Source organism: Novosphingobium sp. KCTC 2891 (genome assembly GCF_025938155.1).
GTDB lineage: Bacteria > Pseudomonadota > Alphaproteobacteria > Sphingomonadales > Sphingomonadaceae > Novosphingobium.
In genome coordinates, this window is record NZ_JAPCZG010000005.1 from 118,874 (window position 1) to 142,163 (window position 23,290).

Annotated in this window: 17 protein-coding genes; 12 read left to right on the forward strand and 5 right to left on the reverse strand. The window is 66.6% G+C overall.

All coding sequences use genetic code 11. The features are described from left to right. Nucleotides 1-6: 6 nt before the first annotated feature. The 3 genes from OLX02_RS11565 to OLX02_RS11575 form a co-directional block, all read right to left on the reverse strand. Complete coding sequence (locus OLX02_RS11565) at nucleotides 7-1,551, reverse strand: CpaF family protein (RefSeq protein WP_264422980.1); 1,545 nt, start codon at nucleotides 1,549-1,551, stop codon at nucleotides 7-9. A 172-nt stretch (nucleotides 1,552-1,723) separates the two neighbouring features. After that, complete coding sequence (locus OLX02_RS11570; RefSeq protein ID WP_264422982.1) at nucleotides 1,724-3,220, reverse strand: MFS transporter; 1,497 nt, start codon at nucleotides 3,218-3,220, stop codon at nucleotides 1,724-1,726. Nucleotides 3,221-3,371: 151 nt separating this feature from the next. After that, nucleotides 3,372-4,406, reverse strand: a complete 1,035-nt coding sequence (locus tag OLX02_RS11575) for a LacI family DNA-binding transcriptional regulator (protein WP_264422984.1) — start codon at nucleotides 4,404-4,406, stop codon at nucleotides 3,372-3,374. Between the two features lie 336 nt (nucleotides 4,407-4,742). On the opposite strand from OLX02_RS11575, the gene OLX02_RS11580 reads away from it, so the two are divergent. From OLX02_RS11580 to OLX02_RS11635, 12 genes are all read left to right on the forward strand, one after another. Further along, the gene (locus tag OLX02_RS11580) at nucleotides 4,743-7,538 is read left to right on the forward strand and encodes a TonB-dependent receptor (protein WP_264422986.1); all 2,796 of its coding nucleotides are present in this window, start codon (nucleotides 4,743-4,745) and stop codon (nucleotides 7,536-7,538) included. Between the two features lie 93 nt (nucleotides 7,539-7,631). Next, nucleotides 7,632-9,152, forward strand: a complete 1,521-nt coding sequence (locus OLX02_RS11585; protein ID WP_264422988.1) for a tryptophan halogenase family protein — start codon at nucleotides 7,632-7,634, stop codon at nucleotides 9,150-9,152. Continuing rightward, nucleotides 9,149-10,972, forward strand: a complete 1,824-nt coding sequence (locus tag OLX02_RS11590; protein WP_264422989.1) for an alpha-amylase family glycosyl hydrolase — start codon at nucleotides 9,149-9,151, stop codon at nucleotides 10,970-10,972. Before OLX02_RS11585 ends, OLX02_RS11590 begins: the two co-directional genes overlap by 4 nt. Beyond that, nucleotides 10,969-12,600: an alpha-amylase family glycosyl hydrolase gene (locus tag OLX02_RS11595; RefSeq protein WP_264422991.1), complete on the forward strand. Its 1,632-nt coding sequence runs from the start codon at nucleotides 10,969-10,971 to the stop codon at nucleotides 12,598-12,600. The genes OLX02_RS11590 and OLX02_RS11595 overlap by 4 nt, the downstream gene beginning before the upstream one ends. A 5-nt stretch (nucleotides 12,601-12,605) precedes the next feature. Beyond that, nucleotides 12,606-14,663, forward strand: a complete 2,058-nt coding sequence (locus OLX02_RS11600; RefSeq protein WP_264422993.1) for a glycoside hydrolase family 97 protein — start codon at nucleotides 12,606-12,608, stop codon at nucleotides 14,661-14,663. Between the two features lie 218 nt (nucleotides 14,664-14,881). Further along, on the forward strand, nucleotides 14,882-16,330 hold the full coding sequence (zwf, locus tag OLX02_RS11605; RefSeq protein ID WP_264422995.1) for a glucose-6-phosphate dehydrogenase: 1,449 nt from the start codon (nucleotides 14,882-14,884) through the stop codon (nucleotides 16,328-16,330). Beyond that, nucleotides 16,323-16,946, forward strand: coding sequence for a 6-phosphogluconolactonase (locus tag OLX02_RS11610; protein WP_264422997.1), 624 nt, complete (start codon nucleotides 16,323-16,325; stop codon nucleotides 16,944-16,946). The genes zwf and OLX02_RS11610 overlap by 8 nt, the downstream gene beginning before the upstream one ends. Next, nucleotides 16,946-18,766 carry a phosphogluconate dehydratase gene (gene edd / locus OLX02_RS11615; protein WP_413630208.1) on the forward strand — a complete coding sequence of 607 codons (1,821 nt, stop codon included), beginning with the start codon at nucleotides 16,946-16,948 and terminating at the stop codon, nucleotides 18,764-18,766. Before OLX02_RS11610 ends, edd begins: the two co-directional genes overlap by 1 nt. 26 nt (nucleotides 18,767-18,792) lie before the next feature. After that, the gene (locus OLX02_RS11620; RefSeq protein WP_264423001.1) at nucleotides 18,793-19,761 is read left to right on the forward strand and encodes a glucokinase; all 969 of its coding nucleotides are present in this window, start codon (nucleotides 18,793-18,795) and stop codon (nucleotides 19,759-19,761) included. 100 nt (nucleotides 19,762-19,861) lie between these two features. Beyond that, nucleotides 19,862-20,653 carry an enoyl-CoA hydratase-related protein gene (locus OLX02_RS11625; RefSeq protein WP_264423003.1) on the forward strand — a complete coding sequence of 264 codons (792 nt, stop codon included), beginning with the start codon at nucleotides 19,862-19,864 and terminating at the stop codon, nucleotides 20,651-20,653. A gap of 55 nt (nucleotides 20,654-20,708) precedes the next feature. After that, the gene (locus OLX02_RS11630; RefSeq protein WP_264423005.1) at nucleotides 20,709-21,080 is read left to right on the forward strand and encodes a tRNA-binding protein; all 372 of its coding nucleotides are present in this window, start codon (nucleotides 20,709-20,711) and stop codon (nucleotides 21,078-21,080) included. A gap of 40 nt (nucleotides 21,081-21,120) precedes the next feature. Continuing rightward, complete coding sequence (locus OLX02_RS11635; RefSeq protein ID WP_264423007.1) at nucleotides 21,121-21,561, forward strand: DUF488 family protein; 441 nt, start codon at nucleotides 21,121-21,123, stop codon at nucleotides 21,559-21,561. On the opposite strand, the gene aroB is transcribed toward OLX02_RS11635, so the two are convergent. Together aroB and OLX02_RS11645 are read right to left on the reverse strand one after the other, a co-directional pair. Then, nucleotides 21,558-22,664, reverse strand: coding sequence for a 3-dehydroquinate synthase (aroB, locus tag OLX02_RS11640; protein ID WP_264423009.1), 1,107 nt, complete (start codon nucleotides 22,662-22,664; stop codon nucleotides 21,558-21,560). The genes OLX02_RS11635 and aroB overlap by 4 nt on opposite strands. Further along, entirely contained in the window at nucleotides 22,655-23,260 is a 606-nt protein-coding gene (locus OLX02_RS11645; protein WP_264423011.1) for a shikimate kinase, read from the reverse strand. The genes aroB and OLX02_RS11645 overlap by 10 nt, the downstream gene beginning before the upstream one ends. Between the last annotated feature and the right edge of the window lie 30 nt (nucleotides 23,261-23,290).

Here is a 23,290-nt window from a genome sequence, read left to right on the forward strand (position 1 = left end):
AGCGGATTACAGGCACGCCTCGAGATAGGCCTGGTCGAACCCGAACTGGCGCGCCTTCTCCAGCGTGTAGGGGCGCAGGCCCGATGGGCGGAACTCGCCGATGATCTTGCCGTCCTCGGTTTCGTCCAGATACTCGAACTTGAACAGTTCCTGGGTCACGATCACGTCGCCTTCCATCCCGATCACCTCGGTGATGTTGGTCGTGCGGCGCGAACCGTCGCGCAGGCGCTTCACCTGCACGATGAGGTCGACCGATTCCGCGATCTGGCGGCTGATCGCTTCCTTCGGGATCTTGATGTCGCCCATCAGGATCATGTTTTCCATACGGCCCAGGCATTCGCGCGGGCTGTTGGCGTGGAGCGTGCACATCGAGCCATCGTGGCCGGTGTTCATCGCGGCCAGCAGGTCGAAGCACTCGGCGCCGCGGATTTCGCCCAGGATGATGCGGTCAGGACGCATACGCAGGGCGTTCTTCACAAGGTCGCCGATGGTGATGGCACCCTGGCCTTCCAGGTTCGGCGGGCGCGTTTCGAGCGGCAGCCAGTGGGGCTGTTGCAGGCGGAGTTCGGCGGCGTCCTCGATGGTCAGCACGCGCTCGCCGGGGTCGATCATCTTCGACATCGCGTTGAGCATGGTCGTCTTGCCCGAACCCGTACCGCCCGAGATGACGATGTTCATGCGGCACGCGCCGGCGATTTTCAGCGCCGTCGCCATCTTGTCCGACATTGAGCCGAAATCGCGCAGCATGTCGATCGTGATCGGCTTCTCGGAAAACTTACGAATCGAGATCGCCGTGCCGCGCAGCGACAGCGGGGGCACGATCACGTTGACGCGGCTGCCATCCTTGAGGCGGGCGTCGGCCAGCGGCGTGGTCTGGTCGACGCGGCGGCCGACCTGGTTGACGATGCGCTGTGCGATCTGGAACAGGTGGCTTTCGTCGCGGAAGCGGATCGGGGCGAGCACGAGCTTGCCCTTCTTTTCGATGTAGGTCTGCTCCGGTCCGTTGACCATGATGTCCGACACGTCGGGATCGTTGAGCAGCTCTTCCAGCGGACCGAAGCCGAGCAGTTCGTCGATCAGCACCTTTTCCAGCGCGAACTGCTCGCGACGGTTGAGCGTGACCTTCAGCTCAGCCAGCACTTCCATGATGATCGGGCGGAACTCTTCCGAGAGCTCTTCCTTGGTCAGCGTGGCGGCGGCTTCGGGATCGACACGTTCGAGCAGGCGCGGCAGCACCTGTTCCTTGATCTTGTGGACCGACGCTTCGAAGCCTTCGGCCTGATACTGGTTGTCGACCACGGCGTTGGCGCGGTCGGCCAGCCGGGTCATCGCGTCGGCCTTGAGCGTGGCGGCGTTCACCGGCTGGTCGCCCATGTCCATGGGGGGTAGCGGCGGGAACTGGTCGCCGCCGCCCAGCGGTACGGCGGCAGGTGCCGGCGTCGGGGTGGGGGCGGCATTCTCGCCGCCCTTCATCGGGCGGGCGACGCCGAAAGAGGGTCGCATCGCGGGGCTGCTGCCACCAAGTCCGGGTTTGCGGCCAAATGCGCTCATCAACAAACTTCCCGTGTTTCCAACCTTTGCGATGGCCTCGTTCTGGTCATCGCCACGTATCCGGACATGGTGAATAGAGCGGAAACCTTCAGACTTTCCTAAGACGAGCCCCAAGAAGCGAGAATGACGTCATTATCCCATGCCCTCCGCGCGCGAACCGCGCCGAGGCGTCTCAGGCCGCATCCTCGCGCACGCGCAGCGTGGCCAGCGCGGCGGCAACCATGACCAGTGCGGCCACGAGCATCGTCCACTTCGGCTCGGTCGGGAAGAAGCTGCGGATCACTCCGCCCATCACCGTCGCCACCATCAGCTGCGGGATGACGATGAAGAAATTGAACACCCCGATATAGATGCCGAACTTGCGCGGCGGCAGCACGCGGGTGAGGATCACGTAGGGCATTCCCAGGATCGAAGCCCAGGCCACGCCCATCAGCGCCATCGGCACCAGCAGCAGCATCTTGTCGCGGATCACCAGCATCAAGGCGAACGCCACCGCGCCCGCGAGCAGGCAGGCCATGTGCGTGCGCACGTTGCCGATTCGCGCCGCCAGCACCGGCAGCGCGAAAGCGGCGAGCGCGGCCACGCCGTTATAGAACGCGAACATCACGCCCACCCAGTCCGCGCCGGCGTTGTAAGCCGCGCTGGCGGTGTCGGTCGATCCGAACACGTAGCGGGTCACGACCGGCGTGGTGTAGATCCACAGGATGAACAGCGCGGTCCAGGTAAAGAACTGGGCGAGCGCCAGTTGCTTCATCTGCACCGGCATCTGCGCCAGATCGCTGACGATGTGGGCCAGCGCCCCGGTGCCCCGCCGCGCCCGGACAGCGACCTGCACCAGTCCGAATGCCGCCAGTCCGCCGCCCAGCACGAACAGCTGCTTGTCCAGCCCGGTCACCGCGACCAGCGCCAGAAGCACCGCGCCCGCCGCGATCCAGAACGGTCCCCGCGCGGGATATACCAGCGGCTCGTGCGTTTCGTCCTGAACGTCGCGCCCCTCGAAGCAGGCCATGTCCTCAGGGCTGTATTCCCGCACGCGCAGCACCGTCCAGCCAACGGCCAGCACGATGGCGAGCGCCCCCAGGTAGAAGCTGTAGCGCACCGACGGCGGCACGACGCCCGCGGGCGCGGTGTTGGCAATGCCGAGCGCGCTGAAGATGGCCGGGGCAAGGCTGCCCACGACTGCGCCGGCGCCGATGAACCACGTCTGGAGCGCGAAGCCCTGCGCGCGCTGACTGCTGGGTGTCATGTCGCCCACAAAAGCGCGAAATGGTTCCATCGCCACATTGAGCGATGCGTCGAGCAGCCACAGGAAAGCGGCGGCGAGCAGCAGCAGGCCGGTGTTGGGCAGACCCAGCAGCGCCAGACCGGCGAGCAGCGCGCCCGCGAGGAAATACGGCCTGCGCCGGCCAAAGCGCCCCCAGGTGCGGTCTGAATAATGGCCGATCAGCGGTTGCACGATCAGGCCGGTCACCGGTCCCGCGATCCACAGGAACGCCAGGTCATCGACACTGCTGCCGAGCGACTGGAAGATCCGGCTGACATTGGCGTTCTGCAGCCCGAACGCGATCTGGATGCCGAAATAGCCGAAGCTGATGTTCCACAGGCCCAGGAAGCTCTGGCGCGGCTTGGTCGCGGCGGGAACGGCTGATGTCGCGGGGCTTGCTGTCATGGGTCCTCTCGGCGGGGACAGGCGGCTTTGCGCACCTTTCGGGGGCCCCGGAACTGCCTTCGGGTCGCACGTTCGCGCGGTTGCGGCAATCGCATTGCATACGAATACGATGCGCGGCGCCACCGCGAAATGCAGCGCAAAAAAGCGGGAATCAGCCCCCTGTGCTGCCGCGCACGACCAGCCGCGTGGGAAGGACGGCAACGGGCAGGGGCTTATCCTCGGTCTGCGCCAGCACCGTCTCGACCAGTGCTGCGCCGGCCTGGCGCATATCCTGCATCACGGTGGTGAGCGGCGGGCTCGTAAGGCTCGCGGCGGGCAGATCGTCGAATCCCACCACCGCGACATCGCCGGGCACGTGCAGGCCCGCTTCGGCCAGCGCGCGCATCGCGCCGATGGCGATCAGGTCGCTGGCGGCAAAGATCGCATCGAACGGCTTCCCGCGCGAAAGCAGCGTCCGCGCCGCGTCATAACCGATCTGCTCGGACGAGATCGCATCGACGACAAGATCGGCGTCCTGCGCGATTCCCGCAGTTTCCAGCGCGCGGACAAGCCCTGCGTAGCGACGCTCGAATTCGGGATAGTGCGAATCCGCCTGCCCCAGGAAAGCGATGCTGCGCCGCCCCCGCGCCAGGAGATGCTCGCCCACCAGGCGTCCCGCGCCGAAATTGTCCGATCCCACGGTCGCGCCGATCATGCCGTCGTCCACCGATCCCCACCGCACGAAATGCGTGCCGCTGCGCACCAGCTGCCGCAACCGGCTCTCGTAGATGGTGTAGTCGCCGTATCCGAGCAGGATCAGTCCGTCGGCGCGGTGGCTTTCCTGGTATTTCTTGTGCCAGTCGTCATCCAGTTTCTGGAACGAGATCAGCAGGTCCAGCCCGTGCGCCGCGCATTGCCGCGTGATGGAGCCGAGCATCGACAGGAAGAACGGGTTGATGTTCGAATCGTCGGGCGTGGGGTCCTCGAAGAACAGCAGCGCCAGCGTGTTCGACCTCTGCGAGCGCAGCGACGACGCGTTCTTGTCCACCGTGTAGTCGAGCTGGCGGGCGATCGCCTCGATCTTCTGGCGGGTGGCGAGACTGACCGACTTGCTGCCCCGCAAGGCGCGGCTGACGGTCGGTTGCGACACACCGGCGAGATAGGCGATGTCGAAACTGGTCGGTTTGTTGGATGGCCTGCGGCCCATGCATCGACTCCCCCCGGCCAGTGTCGCCCCCAGCCTGGCCAGCAGCCTACGCGGATGGGCAACCCTCTGCAATCACGACCATAGTTGGTTCCATTTCGGTACCAACCGGTTAACCACGACGCCGCAAAACCGTTGCGAAAGTGCAGCACCTTCAATGGTTTGCGCCGCATCGGAATGCATAGTATACGTATGCTATATTCGCCTTCGACGATGATAGGCGTAGCTCCACGGACAACGGCCCACCGGCGCATTCTTTCCCGGCGGTCGTGACAAGCCGGCAACGCCGGACAGGGTTCAGGCCGGCCAACGGCCGGTTGGGGGAGTGAAACACAGATCATGGCACACCACGCATCTTCCGCGGGCCGCATCGGCAGCTCGCTTTTCGCGCTTTCGGTTGCGCTGCTCGCCGCGCCGTCGTTCGCACAGGACGCCGCTCCGCAGGCCGACACCGCTGCAGCCGCCGATGAAGGCGGCATCGTCGTCACCGGTATCCGCGCCTCGCTCAATGCCTCGGCTGCGATCAAGCGCACCACGCCGTCGATCGTCGAAGCGATTTCGGCCGAAGACATCGGCAAGCTGCCCGACGTCTCGATCGCAGACTCGCTGGCGCGCCTGCCGGGCGTGACCTCGCAGCGCCTCGAAGGCCGCGACCAGCGCCTGTCGATCCGCGGCCTTGGCCCGGATTTCTCGACCACGCTGCTCAACGGCCGCGAGCAGGTCACCGTCGGTGACAACCGCGGCGTCGAGTACGACCAGTATCCGTCGGAGTTCTTCAAGAACGTCGTCGTGCACAAGGCGGCCGATCCCTCGCTCGTCGCGGCGGGCATCGCCGGCACCGTCGACCTGCGGATGCTGCGCCCGCTGTCGCAGGCCGATCGCATCGTCTCGGTGCAGCTGCGCGGCCAGATGAACGGCCTCAAGAAGCTCAATCCCGATGGCAGCCGCTATGGCTACCGCGCCTCGGCCGCCTATGTCGACAAGTTCGCCGACGACACCTTCGGCATCGCCATCGGCGTCTCGGCCACCGATGCGCCCTCGCAGAACGAGCGCTACAACGCCTGGGGCTTCCCCAACTCGGTCGCGACCGGCGGTGCGCTGCTGCTTGGCGGCGCCAAGCCCTATGTCCAGTCGAACAAGCTGCAGCGCTACGGCGCGGTGGCCACGCTGGAATACCAGCCGAGCGACAACTTCCACTCGACGCTCGACCTGCTCTATTCGAAGTTCAAGGAAACGCAGCGCCTGCGCGGCATCGAATTCCCGATCGCGCCGGACTGGGGTTCGGGCGCCACGGTTGAGCCGGGCTACACGGTGAACAACGGCCTCGTCACCGATGCCACGGTCAGCGGCGTCCATGCCGTGCAGCGCAACGACTACAACAAGCGCGATGCCGACAACTTCTCGGTGGGCTGGAACAACGTCATCGGCCTGGGTGAGAAGACCCACCTGACGCTCGACGCCAGCTACAGCCACGCCAAGCGCACCGACTTCCTGCTCGAAACCTACACCGGCACGGGCTACGGCGCGACCGGCGCGTCGGACACGCTGCACATCTCGGCCAACCAGAACGGCACGTTCGATATCGTCCCGACGCTGGACTACTCCGACGCTTCGCAGTTCGGCATCACCGATCCGCGCGGCTGGGGCTATAACGGCACCACCGCGGTCGTGCAGGCGGGCTTCCTCAACCGTCCCAGCTTCAAGGACGACCTGCTCTCGCTGCGCGCCAGCCTGGACGGCGAATTCAACGCCGGCATCATCAAGGGCTGGGAAGTCGGCGGCAACTACAGCCACCGCAAGAAGACCTCGGCCTTCAAGTCCTACTTCCTGTGCCCCACCGGCACCGGCACCAACTGCACTGTCGCCAGCGGCACCACGCAGTTCGCGCCGATCCCGTCGGAAGCCATCGTCGGTTCGACGCCGCTGGGTTATCTCGGCGTGCCCGCGATGCTCGCGATCAACCCGCTCTATCTCTACAACAACAGCCTCCAGGGCGTTTACGACAACCGCCCGGTCTCGCTGGTGCGCGACAATTCGGTCACCGAAAAGGTGTGGACCGCCTACGCGATGCTCAAGCTCGACGGCAGCGTCGGTGGCCGCAACGTGACCGGTTCGATCGGCGTGCAGGCCGTGCACACCGACCAGAGCTCGGACGGTTCGATCTCGAACTTCTCGGGCGGCGTGGTCAGCATCTACCCGGCGACCGGCGGCGACAAGTACTGGCGCGTCCTGCCCAGCGCCAACGTGGCGATCGAGGTGGCCGATGCCAGCTACCTCAAGCTGGCGTCCTCGCTCACGATGGTGCGTCCGCGCCTCGATCAGGAGCGCGTGAACCAGGAATTCGGCATCGACCCGTCGAAGCTCGGTTCCAGCGATCCCGCGAACAGCGTGTTCAGCTCGAACGGTGGCAACTCGCGCCTGCGGCCCTACAAGTCGTTCAACGTCGACGCTTCGCTCGAACACTATTTCCCCAAGGGCGGCTACGTCTCGCTGGCGGGCTACTACAAGCGCCTGACCGACTACGTCGATCCGAGCGCCAGCTTCATCTATGACTTCAAGGATGCGGCCTCGTCGCTTTCGCCGGACCAGCAGGCCGCGCTCGGCACCACGCTGGGTCTGGTCAAGGCGCCGAACAACGGCGGCAAGGGCACGCTCAAGGGCGCGGAACTGACGCTGTCGCTGCCGTTCTCGCTGCTGTCGCCGTCGCTCGACGGGTTCGGCTTCTTCGGTTCGGGTTCCTACACCAAGAGCGAGATCGAGCTGGCCAGCAACCCTGGCTCCACGATCACCCTGCCGGGCCTGTCGGCCTGGGTGGCGAACGCCTCGGTCTATTATGAGAAGAACGGCTTCCAGCTGCGCGCCTCGTATCGCTACCGCTCGAAGTTCCTTGCCGAAGTCGCGGGTCTGTCGGCCAACCCGACCTACCGCACGGCCAAGGCGGAAGGCATCCTCGACGCACAGATCGGGTATGAATTCCAGGAAGGCTCGTCGCTCGCCGGCCTGTCGATCCTGCTTCAGGCGAAGAACCTCACCGACCGTCCGTTCATCACCTACCAGAACGACGATCCGCGCCAGGTGATCGACTACCAGCGCTACGGACGCGACTACTACATCGGCCTCAGCTACAAGTTCTGAGGTTCGGGTCGCAGGGCCGGGCGGGACACACAGAATGGTCCCGCCCGGCCACACCCGCCAGTATTCGGGGCCAGTTTAGCGGGGAGAGTTGCCGTGGGTGAGGCAGGACCGGTTTCCATCGTCATCGTCGGAGGCGGCACCGCAGGCTGGATGACCGCCGCCGCGTTCGGCCACTTCCTCGACCAGGGCTTTTCGGTCCGCCTGATCGAATCCGAGGCGATCGGCACGATCGGCGTGGGCGAAGCCACGATCCCCCAGATCCGGATGTTCAATCAGGCGCTCGGCATAGACGAGAATGCTTTCATCCGCGCCACGCAGGCGACCTTCAAACTCGGCATCGAGTTCGTCGACTGGCTGCGGCCGGGCAGCAGCTACATGCACGCTTTCGGCGACGTTGGCCGCGCGGTGGGCCTGTGCGGGTTCCATCACTACTGGTCGCGCGGGCGGCGGCTCGGCTTTGCCGGCCCCACGCACGATTACTGCCTGAACGACATCGCGGCCAAGCAGGACCGGATGCACCGGGGCGCCCCGCTCACCGCGCAGACCGTGCCGCAGATGCCGCACGCCTTCCATTTCGACGCCTCGCTCTATGCCGCCTTCCTGCGCGAATTCGCCGAAGCGCGCGGCGTGGTCCGCACCGAAGGCATGATCGACGAAGTCCAGCGCGACGGGCTGAGCGGCGACGTCACCGGCCTCCGCCTGCAATCGGGCGAGATCGTGACGGGCGACTGGTTCGTCGATTGCTCGGGCCTGCGCGCACTGCTGATCGGGCAGGCGCTCGGCTCAGGCTACCAGGACTGGACACACTGGCTGCCCTGCGACCGTGCGCTGGCCGTGCCGAGCGAACGTGTCGACCATTTCACGCCCTACACCCGCTCGACCGCGCACGCGGCGGGTTGGCAGTGGCGCATTCCGTTGCAGCATCGCACCGGCAATGGCCGCGTCTATTGCAGCGCCTTCACCAGCGACGACGAGGCGGCGGACAGCCTGCTGGCGCATCTCGACGCGCCCGCGCTCGACACGCCGCGCCCGATCCGTTTCACCACCGGCCGCCGGCAAGAAGCGTGGAAGCACAACGTGATCGCGGTGGGGCTTTCCAGCGGTTTCCTCGAACCCCTGGAATCGACCTCGATCCACCTGATCCAGTCCGCGATCTCGCGCATCCTCAAGTTCATGCCCGGCAAGCACCAGGTCCAGGCCGAGCGCGACGAATACAACCGCCAGTTCGTGTTCGAAATGGAGCGCATCCGCGATTTCATCGTGCTGCACTATGCCCTGAACGAGCGCGACGAGCCGTTCTGGCGCGCCTGCCGCGAGATGGAGCTTCCCGGCAGCCTTGCCGAACGGATCGCGCTGTTCCGCGAAGGCGGCCACATCTTCCGCGATGCCGACGAACTGTTCAGCGAAGTGGCATGGTTCCAGGTCATGGCCGGGCAGGGCATCACCCCCGCCAAGAGCCACGCCATGGCCGAAGCCATCCCCGAGGCGGACCTGAAAGCCTACCTCGAAACGCTGAACGCGCTCTATCTGCGCGAAGCCGCGCGCTACCCTTCGCACGCCGATTTCATCGCCCGGCACTGCGCCGCGCCCGCATTCCGGATGGCCGCCGCATGATCTTCCGTTCCCTCGCGCTCCCGGTCCTTCTGGCCGCGATCCCTCTCTCCGCACAGGCGCAGGAGTACCGGGAGCGCACCCCTGCGGGCGAAACGGTCTATTTCGTGCTGCCCGACCGCTTCGAGAACGGCGATCCGAAGAACGATCGGGGCGGGCTGAAGGGCGACCGGCTCAAGACCGGGTTCGATCCCGCGTCCAAGGGCTTCTACCACGGCGGCGACATCAAGGGCCTGATCGCCCGGCTCGATTACATCAAGGGCATGGGCACCACCGCGCTGTGGGTCGGCCCCGTGTTCAAGAACAAGCCGGTGCAGGGGCCGAAGGGCCAGGAAAGCGCGGGCTACCACGGCTACTGGATCACCGATTTCACCCAGGTCGATCCGCACTTCGGCACCAATGCCGGTTTCAAGGCGCTGGTCGATGCGGCGCACGCGCGCGGCATGAAGGTCTACATGGACATCATCGCCAACCACACCGCCGACGTGATCGAGTACCGCGAGGGCGCGGCAGACGGTTACAAGTATCGCGGCCGGGCCGACTATCCCTATTCGCGCTCCGGCGGGCTGGCCGGCAAGCCGATCAACCCCGGTTTCGCGGGCGACGAGGATTCCTCGCCCGCCAACTTCGCCCGGCTGATCGATCCTTCGTTCGCCTATACCCCCTATGTGCCCAAGGGCGAGGAACACGCGAAGGTTCCCGACTGGCTCAACGATCCCGCATTCTACCACAATCGCGGCAATTCGACCTTCACCGGCGAAAGCAGCCGCTTCGGCGATTTCGTGGGGCTGGACGACCTCTTCACCGAGAACCCGAAAGTGCGCGACGGCATGATCGCGATCTACGCGAAGTGGATCGAGGATTTCGGCGTCGACGGTTTCCGCATCGACACCGCGCGCCATGTCGATCCCGGCTTCTGGCGGGCGTTCATCCCGGCGATGCAGGAAACCGCCCGCAAGCGCGGCATTCCCCATTTCCACATCTTCGGCGAAGTGGCGCACGAAGGGCCGGACGCGGGCTATATCGCGCAATATACCCGCCGCGACGGCTATCCGGCCGTGCTCGATTTCGCGTTCCAGGGCGCGGTGCGCGCCGTGCTGGGGCAGGGCAAGGGCACCAGCGTGCTGGCCGAGATGTTCGACGGCGACGTGCTCTACGAAGGCGGCGAGGTGGCCGCGCTCGCGCTTCCCACGTTCCTCGGCAACCACGACATGGGCCGCTTCGCCACCCTTGTTCGTCAGGACCGCCCCGGCATCACCGATAAGGAGTTGCTAGACCGCGTGATGCAGGCCCACGTCATGCTCATGACGCTGCGCGGCTCCCCGGTGATCTACTACGGCGACGAGCAGGGCTTCGTCGGCGACGGCAACGACCAGGACGCGCGCGAGGACATGTTCGCCAGCAAGGTGGCGACCTACAACGACAACCATCTGCTCGGCTCGGACCGCACCACCGCCACCGAGAACTTCCGCGCCGATCACCCGCTCTACCGGCTGATCGCCGCGCTGGGCGCGCTCCGGGCGAAGCATCCCGCGCTCGTCGCCGGGCGGCAGGTGGTGCGCAGCTACAGCGAAGCGCCGGGCCTGTTCTCGGTCTCGCGCTTCGATCCCGCGACGGGCGCGGAATACCTCATCGCCTTCAACACCAGCGACCAGCCGATCCGCGCCGCGAGCGTGATCGGCACCGGCGCCGCAGGGCTGCAAAGCCTGTTCGGCGCCTGCCCGGCCAGCGTTTCCGCGCCGGGCTCGGTCATGCTCGATCTTCCCGCCTTCGGCAGCGTGGTCTGCCGTGCCGATCCCTCCCCGGAACACCAAGGTTCATGAAGCACCCCCAGACCGAAGACCTTGCCGTCCTGCAGGCCGACACCCCGTGGTGGCGCGGCGCGGCGATCTACCAGATCTATCCCCGCAGCTATGCGGATTCCAACGGCGACGGCGTGGGCGACCTGCCGGGCATCACCGGCCGGCTCGATCACGTGGCGCGGCTCGGCGCAGACGCGATCTGGATCTCGCCCTTCTTCAAGTCGCCGATGAACGATTTCGGCTATGACGTTTCGGACTATTGCGACGTCGATCCGATCTTCGGCACGCTGACGGACTTCGACGCGCTGGTGGCGCGGGCGCACGAACTGGGCCTCAAGGTCACCATCGACCAGGTCTATGCCCACACCTCCGACGAACACCCGTGGTTCGTGGAAAGCCGCCAGTCGAAGGACAATGCCAAGGCGGACTGGTATGTCTGGGCCGATCCCAAGCCCGATGGCTCGCCGCCGTCGAACTGGCAGTCGGTGTTCGGCGGCCCGGCATGGCGCTGGGACGCGCGGCGCTGCCAGTATTACCTGCACAATTTCCTGTCGAGCCAGCCCCAGGTCAACGCGCACAACCCGGCCGTGCAGCAGGCGCTGCTCGATGTCATGAAGTTCTGGCTGGACCGCGGCGTCGATGGCTTCCGCATCGATGCGCTCAACTTCCTGATGCATGATCCCACGCTGCGCGACAATCCGCCCGCGCCGGAGGACGGCCGCCGCCGCACGCGCCCCTTCGATTACCAGCTCAAGATCTACAACCAGTCGCACCCGGATATCGTCAAGTTCATCGAACGCATCCGCGCGCTGTGCGACGATTACGGCGCGGTGTTCACCGTGGCCGAAGTCGGCGGCGACTTGGCCGAAACCGAGATGAAGGCATTCACCGCCGGCAACACGCACCTGAACAGCGCCTACGGCTTCGACTTCCTCTATGCCGATGCGATCACCCCGGCCTTCGTCGAAAAGGCGCTGGCCCGCTGGCCCGATACGCCGGGGCTGGGCTGGCCGAGCTGGGCGTTCGAGAACCACGACGCCCCGCGCGCCGTCTCTCGCTGGAGCAAGCCCGAACACGCCGAGCGCTTCGTCCGCATGAAGGCCGTGCTGTTCGCCTCGCTGCGCGGCAACATCATCGTCTATCAGGGCGAGGAACTCGGCCTCTCGCAAGTCGAAATCCCCTTCGAACTGCTGCAAGACCCCGAAGCCATCGCCAACTGGCCGCTGACGCTTTCGCGCGACGGGGCTCGCACGCCGCTGCCGTGGCAGGTCCAGCACGAACAGGGCGGCTTCACCACGGCGACGCCGTGGCTGCCGGTGGGCGCGGAAAACCTGTCCCGCGCGGTCGATCGGCAGGAAACGGACCCCGCCTCGCTGCTCAACCTGACCCGGCTGCTGCTGCGCCTGCGCAAGGATTCGTCCGCGCTGCGCCTCGGCAGTTTCACCGTGCTCCACGCCGGCGAAACGGTGCTGGCGCTGCGCCGCGAACACGAGGGCCGGCAGGTCATCGGCGTGATCAACATGGGCGCAAGCGCGGCGAAATGGCCGGCCGGCATCCCTGAAACTGGCAAGGAAATGGTGTCGGTCAACGACGCCGCGATCGGATCGCTGCCGCCTTTCGGCGCGGTCCTGTTCGAACCGGAGGACTGAAAGACATGGCAAGCCTGTTCACCCGCGCCCTTCTGGCGCTGGCCCTTCCTGTTGCCTGCGTTCCCGCAGCCATGGCGCAGGATGCTCCCGCCACCGCCACGGCAGCATCGCCCGACGGCAGCCTCATCCTGACCGTCTCGACCAACAACGACGGCCGCCCCACGTGGTCGCTGTCGCGCAAGGGCAAGCTGCTGGTCGGCGCCTCCACGCTCGGCTTCATCCTCACCGATGCGCTGCCGCTCCAGCGCGGCTTCCGCATCGTCGGCTCGGACAAGGCTGCGGGCAAGGAAACCTGGGAGCAGCCCTGGGGCGAGCGCCGCTTCGTAACCGACAACCACAACGAACTGCTCGTCCGCTTCCAGCAGAGCGCCGACAACGGCAGCCGCCTGATGAATGTGCGCTTCCGCCTGTTCGACAACGGCTTTGGCCTGCGTTACGAGATGCCCGAGCAGCCCGGCCTCAAGACGATGCACATCGCCGAGGAACTGACCGAGTTCGCGGTGGCGCAGAACGGCACCGCATGGTGGATTCCCGGCGGCGAATGGAACCGCTACGAGCAGGTCTACCAGAAGACGCCGATCGACGGCGTTTCCACCGCGCACACGCCCATCACCATGAAGCTGGACGACGGAACGCACCTCGCGTTCCACGAAGCCGCGCTGGTCGATTATTCGGGAATGTGGCTGAAGCGGATCACGGGCACCACCTTCCGCTCCACGCTCTCGCCGTCCTCGCGCGGGCCGAAGGTGACGCGCGACCTGCCGTTCAACACCCCCTGGCGCACGATCCGCATCGCCGACAACGCCGCCGGCCTCGTCGAGAACGACCTCGAACTGAACCTCAACGAGCCGAACAAGATCGGCGACGTCAGCTGGTTCAAGCCAATGAAGTATATCGGCATCTGGTGGGGCATGATCCGCGGCGACTGGTCCTGGGCCGAAGGTCCGAAGCATGGCGCCACCACCGCGCGGACCAAGCAATACATGGACTTCGCGGCCAGGCATCACTTCGGCGGCGTGCTGGTCGAAGGCTGGGACAAGGGCTGGAACGGCAACTGGTTCGGCCACGGGCAGGATTTCAGCTTCACCGAGGCGGTGCCCGATTTCGACCTCAAGGCGGTAACCGCCTATGGGCGCAAGAAGGGCGTCGAACTGATCGGCCACAACGAGACCGGCGGCAACATTGCCAACTACGAAGCCCAGCTGGACGACGCGATGAAGCTCTACCACTCGCTGGGGATGCACGCGGTCAAGACCGGCTACGTGGCCGATGCGGGCGGGATCATCGCGCCCGGCGATGCCCCCGGCGAAACCCGCATGGAATACCATGACGGCCAGCGGCAGGTGCAGCACCACCTCAAGGTCGTGGAAACCGCCGCGAAGTATCAGATCGCGATCAATGCGCACGAGCCGGTGAAGGACACGGGCCTGCGCCGCACCTATCCCAACTGGATCGACCGCGAAGGCGCGCGCGGCATGGAATACAACGCCTGGGGCCAGTTCGCCAACGGGCCGGACCATGAACCCACGCTGGTCTATACCCGGATGCTGTCCGGCCCGATGGACTTCACGCCCGGCGTGCTGAGCCTCGAAGGCCACGACCACGTGCCGCTCGCGTCCACGCTGGCCAAGCAGCTGGGCCTCTATCTCGCGCTCTATTCTCCGATCCAGATGGCGGCGGACTTCATCGAGAACCTGGCCAAGTATCCCAAGGAGCTGGACTTCATCTCGAAGGTGCCGGCCGACTGGTCCGAAAGCCACCTGATCGCGGGTGAAGTGGGTGACTACGCGATCTTCGCGCGCAAGGACCGCAACAGCACCGACTGGTACGTCGGCGGGGTGAACGATGCAACGGCCCGCGACGTGACCCTGCCGCTCAATTTCCTCGAGCCCGGCAAGCGCTACACCGCAACCATCTACAAGGACGGCGAGGGCGCCACCTACGAAACCGACGCCCGCCACCGCATCGCCTATGAAACCCGCACGGTGAGCAAGGGGGACACGCTCAAGCTGTGGCTCGCCCCCGGCGGCGGCGCGGCCGTCCGGCTCCATCCGGCGAAGTGATTCCCGGCCCGGTTCGTCATTCCTGCGCAAGTGGAGGTGACGAACCGGGCGTCTTGGAACGCCCATTGCCCCGGCCGATACCGCAGTGCAAAAGTATGCACGCGGCCGGGCCCCCTCCTTGCATACTTATGCGTGCTGAACCCGCGCGAAATCGGTTCTAGGGCAGGGGGGACAAAAGGGCCGGGGCCGCACCCGGAACGATAGGGAGACCCGCGTCGATGGCCGAATCCAGCTGCTCCGCCCTGCTCCTGTTCGGAGCGACCGGCGATCTTTCCCGCAGGATGTTGCTGCCCTCGCTCTATGCCTTGCACGAGGACGGGCTGATCGACCCGACTCTGCGCATCGTGGGCACGGCCCGCTCCGAACACGACGATGCCGAATTCCGCGAATTCGCGCGGCAGGCGCTCGAAGAATTCCTGCCGGCGGACCGCAAGGACGACGCCAAGCTCGGCACTTTCCTCGACCGGCTCGAATACCAGACGCTCGATGCCTCCAACATCGACGGCTTCGGCGCGCTGGCCGAAAAGCTGGGCGATACCTCGTGCGGCCTCTCGATCTTCCTGTCGACCGCGCCCGCGCTGTTCGAGCCGACCATCGAAGGGCTGCGCCGCGCCGGGCTGGCCCATGGCCACGTGCGGATCGGCCTTGAAAAGCCGCTGGGCAACGATCTCGCCTCCAGCGCGCGGATCAACGATGCGGTCGCCGCCGGCTTCGAGGAGAAGCAGATCTTCCGCATCGACCATTATCTCGGCAAGGAAACCGTGCAGAACCTGATGGCGCTGCGCTTTGCCAACATGATGTTCGAGCCGTTGTGGAACAGCGCCGGGATCGACCACGTCCAGATCACGGTCAGCGAAACGGTCGGGCTCGAAGGGCGCAAGGGCTTCTACGACGATACCGGCGCGCTGCGCGACATGGTGCAGAACCATATGCTCCAGCTGCTCGCGCTCACTGCGATGGAACCGCCGAACGACTATGACGCCACCTCCATCCGCGACGAGAAGGTCAAGGTGCTGCGCGCCCTGCGTCCGGTGAAGGCCGAGGAAATGGTGCGCGGCCAGTACCGGCCGGGCGCGGTGAAGGGCGAAAGCGTCGGCGGCTATGTCGAGGACCTGGGCGAGGCCTCGGACACCGAGACCTTCGTTGCGATCAAGGCGCATATCGAGAACTGGCGCTGGCAGGGCGTGCCCTTCTACCTGCGCCACGGCAAGCGCATGGCCGAGCGGCGCAGCGAGATCGTCGTCGAATTCAAGCAGGTGCCGCACAACATCTTCTCCGAACGCGGCGGAAAGCTGCGCGCGAACCGTCTCGTCATCCGCCTCCAGCCAGAGGAATACGTGCGGCTTCAGGTCATGGCCAAGGAGCCGGGACTGGACCGCGGCGGCATCGTCCTGCGCGAGGTGAACCTTGACCTGTCGCTCACCACCGCGTTTGCCAAGGCGCGCAAGCGCATCGCCTACGAACGCCTGCTGCTCGATCTGATCGAGGGCGAACAGACTCTGTTCGTCCGCCGCGATGAAGTGGAAGCACAGTGGAAGTGGACCGACGCGATCCGCCAGGTCTGGGCCAGCGGCGACATGGAAGTGAAGCCCTATGCCGCCGGATCGTGGGGGCCGAATGCCGGCATCGCGCTGACCGAGCGGGACGGGAGAAGCTGGAATGACTGACGCCCCCGCCAGGGTGCGCTGGGCCGAGCCGGGCGATGCCGCGGCAGTCGCCGACCGCATCGCCGCCGAACTGGCGCAGCCCGGTCCCAAGCGCATCGCCTTCACCGGCGGCTCCACCCCGATCAAGGTGCTGGCGCTGCTGGCCGACCGCCCGCTCGACTGGTCGAAAGTCACCATCGCGCTCACCGACGACCGGCGCGTGCCCGACGATCACCCCGCGTCCAACTTCGGCAAGATCCACGCCGCGCTCGGCGCATCGGGCGCCCGGTTCGAGCGCCTGGTGGAAGGCATGGAGGTCGCCCCGTTCGATCTGGTCTGGCTGGGCATGGGCGAGGACGGCCACGTCGCCTCGCTGTTCCCGCACATGCAGGCGCTGGTGCGCCCCGGCCCGACGGTGATCGCCACCACGCCGATCCCGCTTCCACCCGAAGCGCCGTTCGACCGGCTCTCGCTCAACCGCAAGGCGCTGAAGGCGACGAAGGAGATCATCCTCGTCGTCACCGGCGCATCGAAGAAGGCGCTGCTGGACCGCGTGCTCGCCGGTTCCGACGCCTATCCCGTATCCGATTTCCTGCGCGGCTACGGCCCGCCCGTCACGATCTACTGGAGCGAATGATGGCCCTGAACCCGACCGTCGCCAAGGTGACCGAGCGCATCGTCCAGCGCTCGAAGGACAGCCGCGCCGCCTATCTGGACCTGATCGGCCGCCAGCGCGATGCCGGCGTCAACCGCCCGGTTCTGTCATGCGGCAACCTGGCCCACGGCTTTGCCGCGGCGGGCGAGGACAAGGCCGTGATCCGCACCGGCCAGGCGATGAACATCGGCATCGTCACCGCCTACAACGACATGCTCTCGGCGCATCAGCCCTATGGCCGCTACCCTGAACAGATCAAGGTCTTCGCGCGCGAGAAGGGCGCCACCGCGCAAGTCGCGGGCGGCGTTCCGGCGATGTGCGACGGGGTGACGCAGGGCCAGGATTCGATGGAACTGTCGCTGTTCAGCCGCGACACCATCGCCATGGGCGCCGCCGTCGCGCTCAGCCACGGCATGTTCGAGGCCTCGCTGCTGCTGGGCATCTGCGACAAGATCGTGCCCGGCCTGATGATCGGTTCCTTGCGCTTCGGCCATCTGCCCACGATCCTGATCCCGGCCGGACCGATGCCCTCGGGCCTCGCCAACAAGGAGAAGGTCCGCATCCGCCAGCTCTATGCCGAGGGCAAGGTGGGACGCGACGAACTGCTCGAAAGCGAGAGCGCCAGCTACCATTCGGCGGGCACCTGCACGTTCTACGGCACGGCCAATTCCAACCAGATGATGATGGAGATGATGGGCCTGCACATGCCCGGCTCCAGCTTCGTCCTGCCCGGCACCAAGCTGCGCCAGGAACTGACCCGCGCCGCCGTCCACCGCGCCACCGAAATCGGCTGGGCCGGCGACGATTATCGTCCGCTGGGCCGGTGCGTGGATGAAAAGGCCATCGTCAACGCCATCGTCGGCCTGCTCGCCACGGGCGGCTCGACCAACCACGTGATCCACCTGCCGGCGATCGCGCGCGCGGCGGGCGTGCAGATCGACTGGGACGACATGGACGAACTGTCGCGCGTCGTGCCGCTGATCGCCAGCGTCTATCCCAACGGCGCGGGCGATGTGAACTATTTCCACGCCGCCGGCGGGATGCCCTACGTGATCCGCGAACTGATCGGTTCCGGTCTGGCCCATGCCGATATCCTCACCGTCTATGGCGACGGGCTGGACGATGGCGCGCAGGAACCGGTGATGGACGGCGAGACGCTGCGCTGGAAGCCCGCCCCGCACAAGAGCGGCGATGACGCCATGCTGCGCCCCGTTGCCGCGCCGTTCCAGCCCGAAGGCGGCTTCCGCCTGCTCAAGGGCAACCTTGGCCGGGGCACGATCAAGCTGAGCGCGGTGGAGCGTTCGCGCTGGACCATCGAGGCGCCCTGCCGCGTGTTCTCCGACCAGAACGACGTGCTGGCCGCGTTCAAGGCAGGCGAGCTGGAACGCGATGTCGTGGTCGTCGTCCGCTTCCAGGGACCGGGCGCGAACGGCATGCCCGAACTTCACAAGCTGACCCCGCCGCTGGGCGTGTTGCAGGATCGCGGCTTCAAGGTCGCGCTCGTCACCGACGGGCGCATGTCGGGCGCCTCGGGCAAGGTGCCGGCCGCCATCCACGTCTCGCCCGAAGCGAAGCTGGGCGGCCCGCTGGCCAAGTTGCGGGACGGCGATGTCGTCCGCGTCTGTGCCGAGACAGGCGTGCTTGACACCGCTGTCAGTCCGGAGGAATGGGCAGCGCGCGAACACGCACCGGCACCGGCCGAGGCCATGGGAGTCGGGCGCGAACTGTTCGCATTGATGCGCCATCACACCGATCCCGCCGAACGCGGCGGATCGGCGATGCTGGCCGCGGCCGGTCTTTGACCGGCAGACGGAAGGGGTAGGGGACAATGCAACTCGTTGCCGTCGATATCGGCGGAACCCACGCGCGTTTCGCGTTGGCGGAAGTGGCCGAAGGCCGCGTCGTCTCGCTGGGCGATGCGATCACGCTCAAGACCGCCGAGCACGCAAGCTTCCAGCTCGCCTGGCAGGAATACGAACGCATCGTCGGCACGCCGCTTCCCCGCGCGACCGCCATTGCCGTTGCCGGGCCGGTCGGCGGCGAGATCATCAAGTTCACCAACAATCCGTGGATCATCCGCCCCGCGATGATTGCGGAAAAGCTGGGCGTCGACCGGTTCGTCGTGGTCAACGATTTTGCCGCCGTGGCGCACGCGGTGGCGCAGGCCGAACCCGCGCATTTCCAGCACCTTACCGGGCCTGACGAAGCGCTGCCCCAACACGGCACCGTCAGCATCGTCGGTCCCGGCACCGGGCTGGGCGTGGCGCAGCTGTGGCGCGACGGAGCGCGCTATCACGTGCAGCCGACCGAAGGCGGGCACATCGATTTCGCCCCGCTCGACGGGATCGAGGACGCAATCCTCGCCCGCCTGCGCAAGCGCCACCGCCGCGTTTCGGCCGAGCGCGTCGTCGCCGGCCCCGGCATCGTCGACATCTACGAAACGCTCGCCGTGATCGAAGGCCGCGCCTTCACCCCGCGTGAGGACAAGGAACTGTGGGCGCTCGGCACCTCGGGCGAGGACAGTCTCGCCGCCGCCGCCGTCGACCGCTTCTGCCTCTCGCTCGGCAGCGTCGCCGGCGATCTCGCGCTGGCGCATGGCGCATCGGCGCTGGTCATGGCCGGCGGCCTTGGGCTGCGCATCAAGGATACCCTGGTGCGCTCTGGTTTTGCCGACCGTTTCCGCGCCAAGGGCCGCTTCGAGGGGATGATGGCAGCGATGCCGGTGAAGCTCATCACCCATCCCCAGCCGGGCCTGTTCGGCGCCGCAGCCGCTTTCGCGCAGGCCCATCACGTTTGATTCCGAGTTGATGCCCGGTTGCGCTTGGCGCTTGCCAAGCGGCTTCGGGTGGCATAACCCTTCGAGTTAATCATTCGATTAAATCAGGAGAGGGTGCCCCATGGAATTCGAAACCATCCGCCTTGAGCGCGTCGGCGCGGTCGCCAGGATCGTGCTCAACCGTCCGGAGCGGCTCAACGCCTGCCCGCCGCACATGGCGGTAGAAATTGCCGATGCGCTGACGCTGATGGGCAAGGACACGCGCGCACTGGTCATCACGGGCGAGGGCCGTGCCTTCTGTTCGGGCGCAGACCTTGCCGCCCGCGGCGACCGTCCTTCGCCGATCACCGGCGGCGCGGGCAGCTACAAGGCTCTGACCGAAGCCTACAACCCGATGGTGGCGAAGCTGGCCAAGCTCAACGTGCCGATCATCACCGCGGTCAACGGCCCTGCGGCGGGCGTCGGCTGCTCGATCGCGCTTGCGGGCGATTTCGTCGTCGCCGGTCGCAGCGCCTATTTCCTCCAGGCTTTCGTCAACATCGGCCTCGTGCCCGATGGCGGTTCCAGCTGGATCCTGCCGCGCCTGATCGGCAAGGCCCGCGCCACCGAAATGATGATGCTGGGCGAGAAGATCGGCGCCGAAAAGGCCGAAAACTGGGGCATGATCTACAAGTGCGTCGATGACGACAAGCTTCAGGACGAAGCCATGGCGCTGGCCGAACGGCTCGCAAGGGGCCCGACCGTCGCGCTCGGCATGATGCGGCAGAACCTGCTCAAGGCGCTGGAATGCGACCTGTCGGGCGCCCTGCTCGCCGAAGCCGAAGGCCAGCTCAAGGCCGGCGACAGCGAGGACTCTCGCGAAGGCGTCCTCGCCTTCCTCGAAAAGCGCAAGACCAACTTCTCGGGCAAGTAAGCCCGTCCCGTAAAAGGCAATTGAAGCCGCGCGCGGGTCGTGGTCTGGATGCGCCATGCATCTCGACCACGATCCCGCCGCGCCTGCCGCCGATGCCATCGCTTTCGACGATTTCCTGAAAGTCGATATCCGCATCGGCACGGTGATTTCCGCCGAACCCTATCCCGAAGCGCGCAAGCCCAGCGTGAAGCTCCAGATCGATTTCGGCCCAGCCATCGGCGTGAAGAAAAGCAGCGCGCAGATCGCCGCGCTTTACGATCCCGCCGCGCTGGTCGGCCGGCAGGTGGCCGCCGTGGTCAACTTTCCCCCACGCCAGATCGGCAAGATGATCTCCGAAGTCCTGACGCTGGGCTTTGCCGATACCGAAGGCCGCGTGGTGCTGTTCGCACCGGACACCCCCGTGCCCAATGGCTCGCGCCTGTTCTGACGCCCTTGCAGCGGAGGGGCCGCATCCCCACCAAGGGATGATGGCACATCCCGCGATCTGGACCATCGGCTACGAACAGACCACCATGGCCGCGTTCATCGCCGCCTTGCAGGCCGCCGGGGTGGAGGTCGTGGCCGATGTGCGCGCGCTGCCGCTCTCGCGCCGGCCTGGCTTTTCCAAGTCCGCGCTGGCTGCCAACCTGGCCGAAGCCGGCATCGCCTACCGCCATTTCAAGGCACTGGGCACACCGCCCGATGGCCGCGCCGCCGCGCGCCGCCACGATCTTCCCGCTCTGGAGCAGATCTACGCCGGCCAGCTCGAACTCCCCGAGGCGATAGCCGCGGGCGCGCAGCTTGCCGATCTGGCCGCCACGCACCGCACCGCGCTGCTGTGTTATGAGCGGGAGGCCTGCGGCTGCCATCGCACCCTGCTGCGCAAGGCCGTGCTCCCCGGTTTCGAACCCGTCGATCTGGTGCCTTAGCGCGCCAGTTCGTCGTCGAGGAAGGCCGCCACGTGGTCCAGGTTCACGTCCTTCGCCAGGAAGGTCTGGCCGATCCCGCGCATCAGCAGGAAGGGCAGGGTGCCCGCGTCCATCTTCTTGTCGTGCAACATATGGTCGGCCAGCCGCCGCCCGTCGCAATCGAGCGCCAGCGCCGCCAGCGAGGCGGGCAGCCCCACCGCGCCGATATGGGCGGCCACGCGCTCCGCGTCCTGCCCGTTCATCAATCCCTGCCGCGCCGAAAAGCGCGCCGCCAGCACCATGCCCAGCGCCACGCCCTCGCCGTGGAGCAGCCGGTCGGAAAAGCCCGTCTCCGCCTCCAGCGCATGGCCGAAGGTGTGGCCAAGGTTGAGCAGCGCGCGCACCCCGGCGGTTTCCTTCTCGTCCGCCGCCACGATGCGCGCCTTGGCCGCCACGCTGCGGGCAATCGCCATTTCGCGCGCTTCCGCATCGCCGGCCAGCAGCTTGTGCCCGCTCGCCTCGCACCATTCGAAGAACGGCGCATCGTCGATCAGGCCATACTTGACCACTTCGGCATAGCCGGCGCGCGTGTCGCGCAGGGGCAGCGTGTCGAGCGCGAGCGGATCGGCCAGCACGAGCGAAGGCTGGTGGAACGCGCCGACCAGGTTCTTGCCCATCGGCGTGTTGATCGCGGTCTTGCCGCCCACGCTCGAATCGACCTGCGCCAGCAGCGTGGTCGGCATCTGGATGAAGCCGCAGCCGCGCTTGACCATGGATGCGGCAAAGCCCGTCAGGTCGCCGATCACCCCGCCGCCCAGCGCAATCACGTTGTCCTTGCGCTCCACTTCCTGCCCCAGCAGGAAATCGACCGTCTCGGCCAGGTACTGCCACGATTTGGTGCCTTCGCCCGCCGGCAGGATCAGCCATTCCGAGACGATCCCTTCCGCCGCCAGCGAAGCTTCGACCACCGCGCGCCAGTTGGCCGCGACATTGTGGTCGGTCACCACCGCCACGCTGTTCTTGCGGATGAAGGGCCGGCAATGGGGGCCCGCCTCGGCCAGAATCCCGGCCTCGATGCGGACTTCATACGGTGCGCCGGCGATGGCGACAGGGATTACAACCATGCGTCGATAGCCTTCAGGATCTTGTTCGCGGTGACGTGATGCGGCTGCTGGCCGCTGGTGATGTGAATGGCCGCCTGCTCGTAATGCGGGCGGCGCTCGTCGCGCAGGCGAGTCAGGATCTCGCGCGGGTCGCCCTGCTTCAGCAGCGGGCGGTTGTCCTTGCGCCCCACGCGCTCGATCAGCGTGTCCACGTCGCTGTCCAGCCAGACGGAGATCGCGCGGTCGAGGATCAGCCCCCGGGTCTGCGGATCGACGAATGCGCCGCCGCCCGTCGCCAGGATCTTGCGGTCCGCCGCAGAGCCTTCGCCGACAAGGCGCGCGATCACCCGCCGCTCGCCGTCGCGAAAATAAGGCTCGCCGAACTGTGCGAAGATTTCGGGGATGGTCATGTGCGCGGCGCGCTCGATCTCTTCGTCGGCATCGACGAAGGGCAGGTCCAGCATCGTGGCGAGCCGCCGGCCGACGGTGGTCTTGCCCACGCCCATCATGCCGACGAGCACGATCGGCCGGTCGATCCGGGCTGCGATCCGCGCCACGTCCGCCGGGTGGAGGCCGGCGATCGGGGCCGAAGGAGGGGGCGTCGCGTCGTGCTCCATTGCCGCGCCGCCTATACTTGCGCTACTGCC

Bases quoted from the DNA above. Each gene is read 5' to 3' on its own strand.
- OLX02_RS11575 (WP_264422984.1), bottom strand. From the start codon at position 4,406: ATGGGCCGCAGGCCATCCAACAAACCGACCAGTTTCGACATCGCCTAT.
- OLX02_RS11580 (WP_264422986.1), top strand. From the start codon at position 4,743: ATGGCACACCACGCATCTTCCGCGGGCCGCATCGGCAGCTCGCTTTTC.
- OLX02_RS11570 (WP_264422982.1), bottom strand. From the start codon at position 3,220: ATGACAGCAAGCCCCGCGACATCAGCCGTTCCCGCCGCGACCAAGCCG.
- aroB (WP_264423009.1), bottom strand. From the start codon at position 22,664: ATGGTTGTAATCCCTGTCGCCATCGCCGGCGCACCGTATGAAGTCCGC.
- OLX02_RS11645 (WP_264423011.1), bottom strand. From the start codon at position 23,260: ATGGAGCACGACGCGACGCCCCCTCCTTCGGCCCCGATCGCCGGCCTC.
- OLX02_RS11635 (WP_264423007.1), top strand. From the start codon at position 21,121: ATGGCACATCCCGCGATCTGGACCATCGGCTACGAACAGACCACCATG.
- OLX02_RS11595 (WP_264422991.1), top strand. From the start codon at position 10,969: ATGAAGCACCCCCAGACCGAAGACCTTGCCGTCCTGCAGGCCGACACC.
- OLX02_RS11625 (WP_264423003.1), top strand. From the start codon at position 19,862: ATGGAATTCGAAACCATCCGCCTTGAGCGCGTCGGCGCGGTCGCCAGG.
- OLX02_RS11630 (WP_264423005.1), top strand. From the start codon at position 20,709: ATGCATCTCGACCACGATCCCGCCGCGCCTGCCGCCGATGCCATCGCT.
- OLX02_RS11620 (WP_264423001.1), top strand. From the start codon at position 18,793: ATGCAACTCGTTGCCGTCGATATCGGCGGAACCCACGCGCGTTTCGCG.
- OLX02_RS11590 (WP_264422989.1), top strand. From the start codon at position 9,149: ATGATCTTCCGTTCCCTCGCGCTCCCGGTCCTTCTGGCCGCGATCCCT.
- OLX02_RS11565 (WP_264422980.1), bottom strand. From the start codon at position 1,551: ATGAGCGCATTTGGCCGCAAACCCGGACTTGGTGGCAGCAGCCCCGCG.
- edd (WP_413630208.1), top strand. From the start codon at position 16,946: ATGGCCCTGAACCCGACCGTCGCCAAGGTGACCGAGCGCATCGTCCAG.
- OLX02_RS11610 (WP_264422997.1), top strand. From the start codon at position 16,323: ATGACTGACGCCCCCGCCAGGGTGCGCTGGGCCGAGCCGGGCGATGCC.
- zwf (WP_264422995.1), top strand. From the start codon at position 14,882: ATGGCCGAATCCAGCTGCTCCGCCCTGCTCCTGTTCGGAGCGACCGGC.
- OLX02_RS11600 (WP_264422993.1), top strand. From the start codon at position 12,606: ATGGCAAGCCTGTTCACCCGCGCCCTTCTGGCGCTGGCCCTTCCTGTT.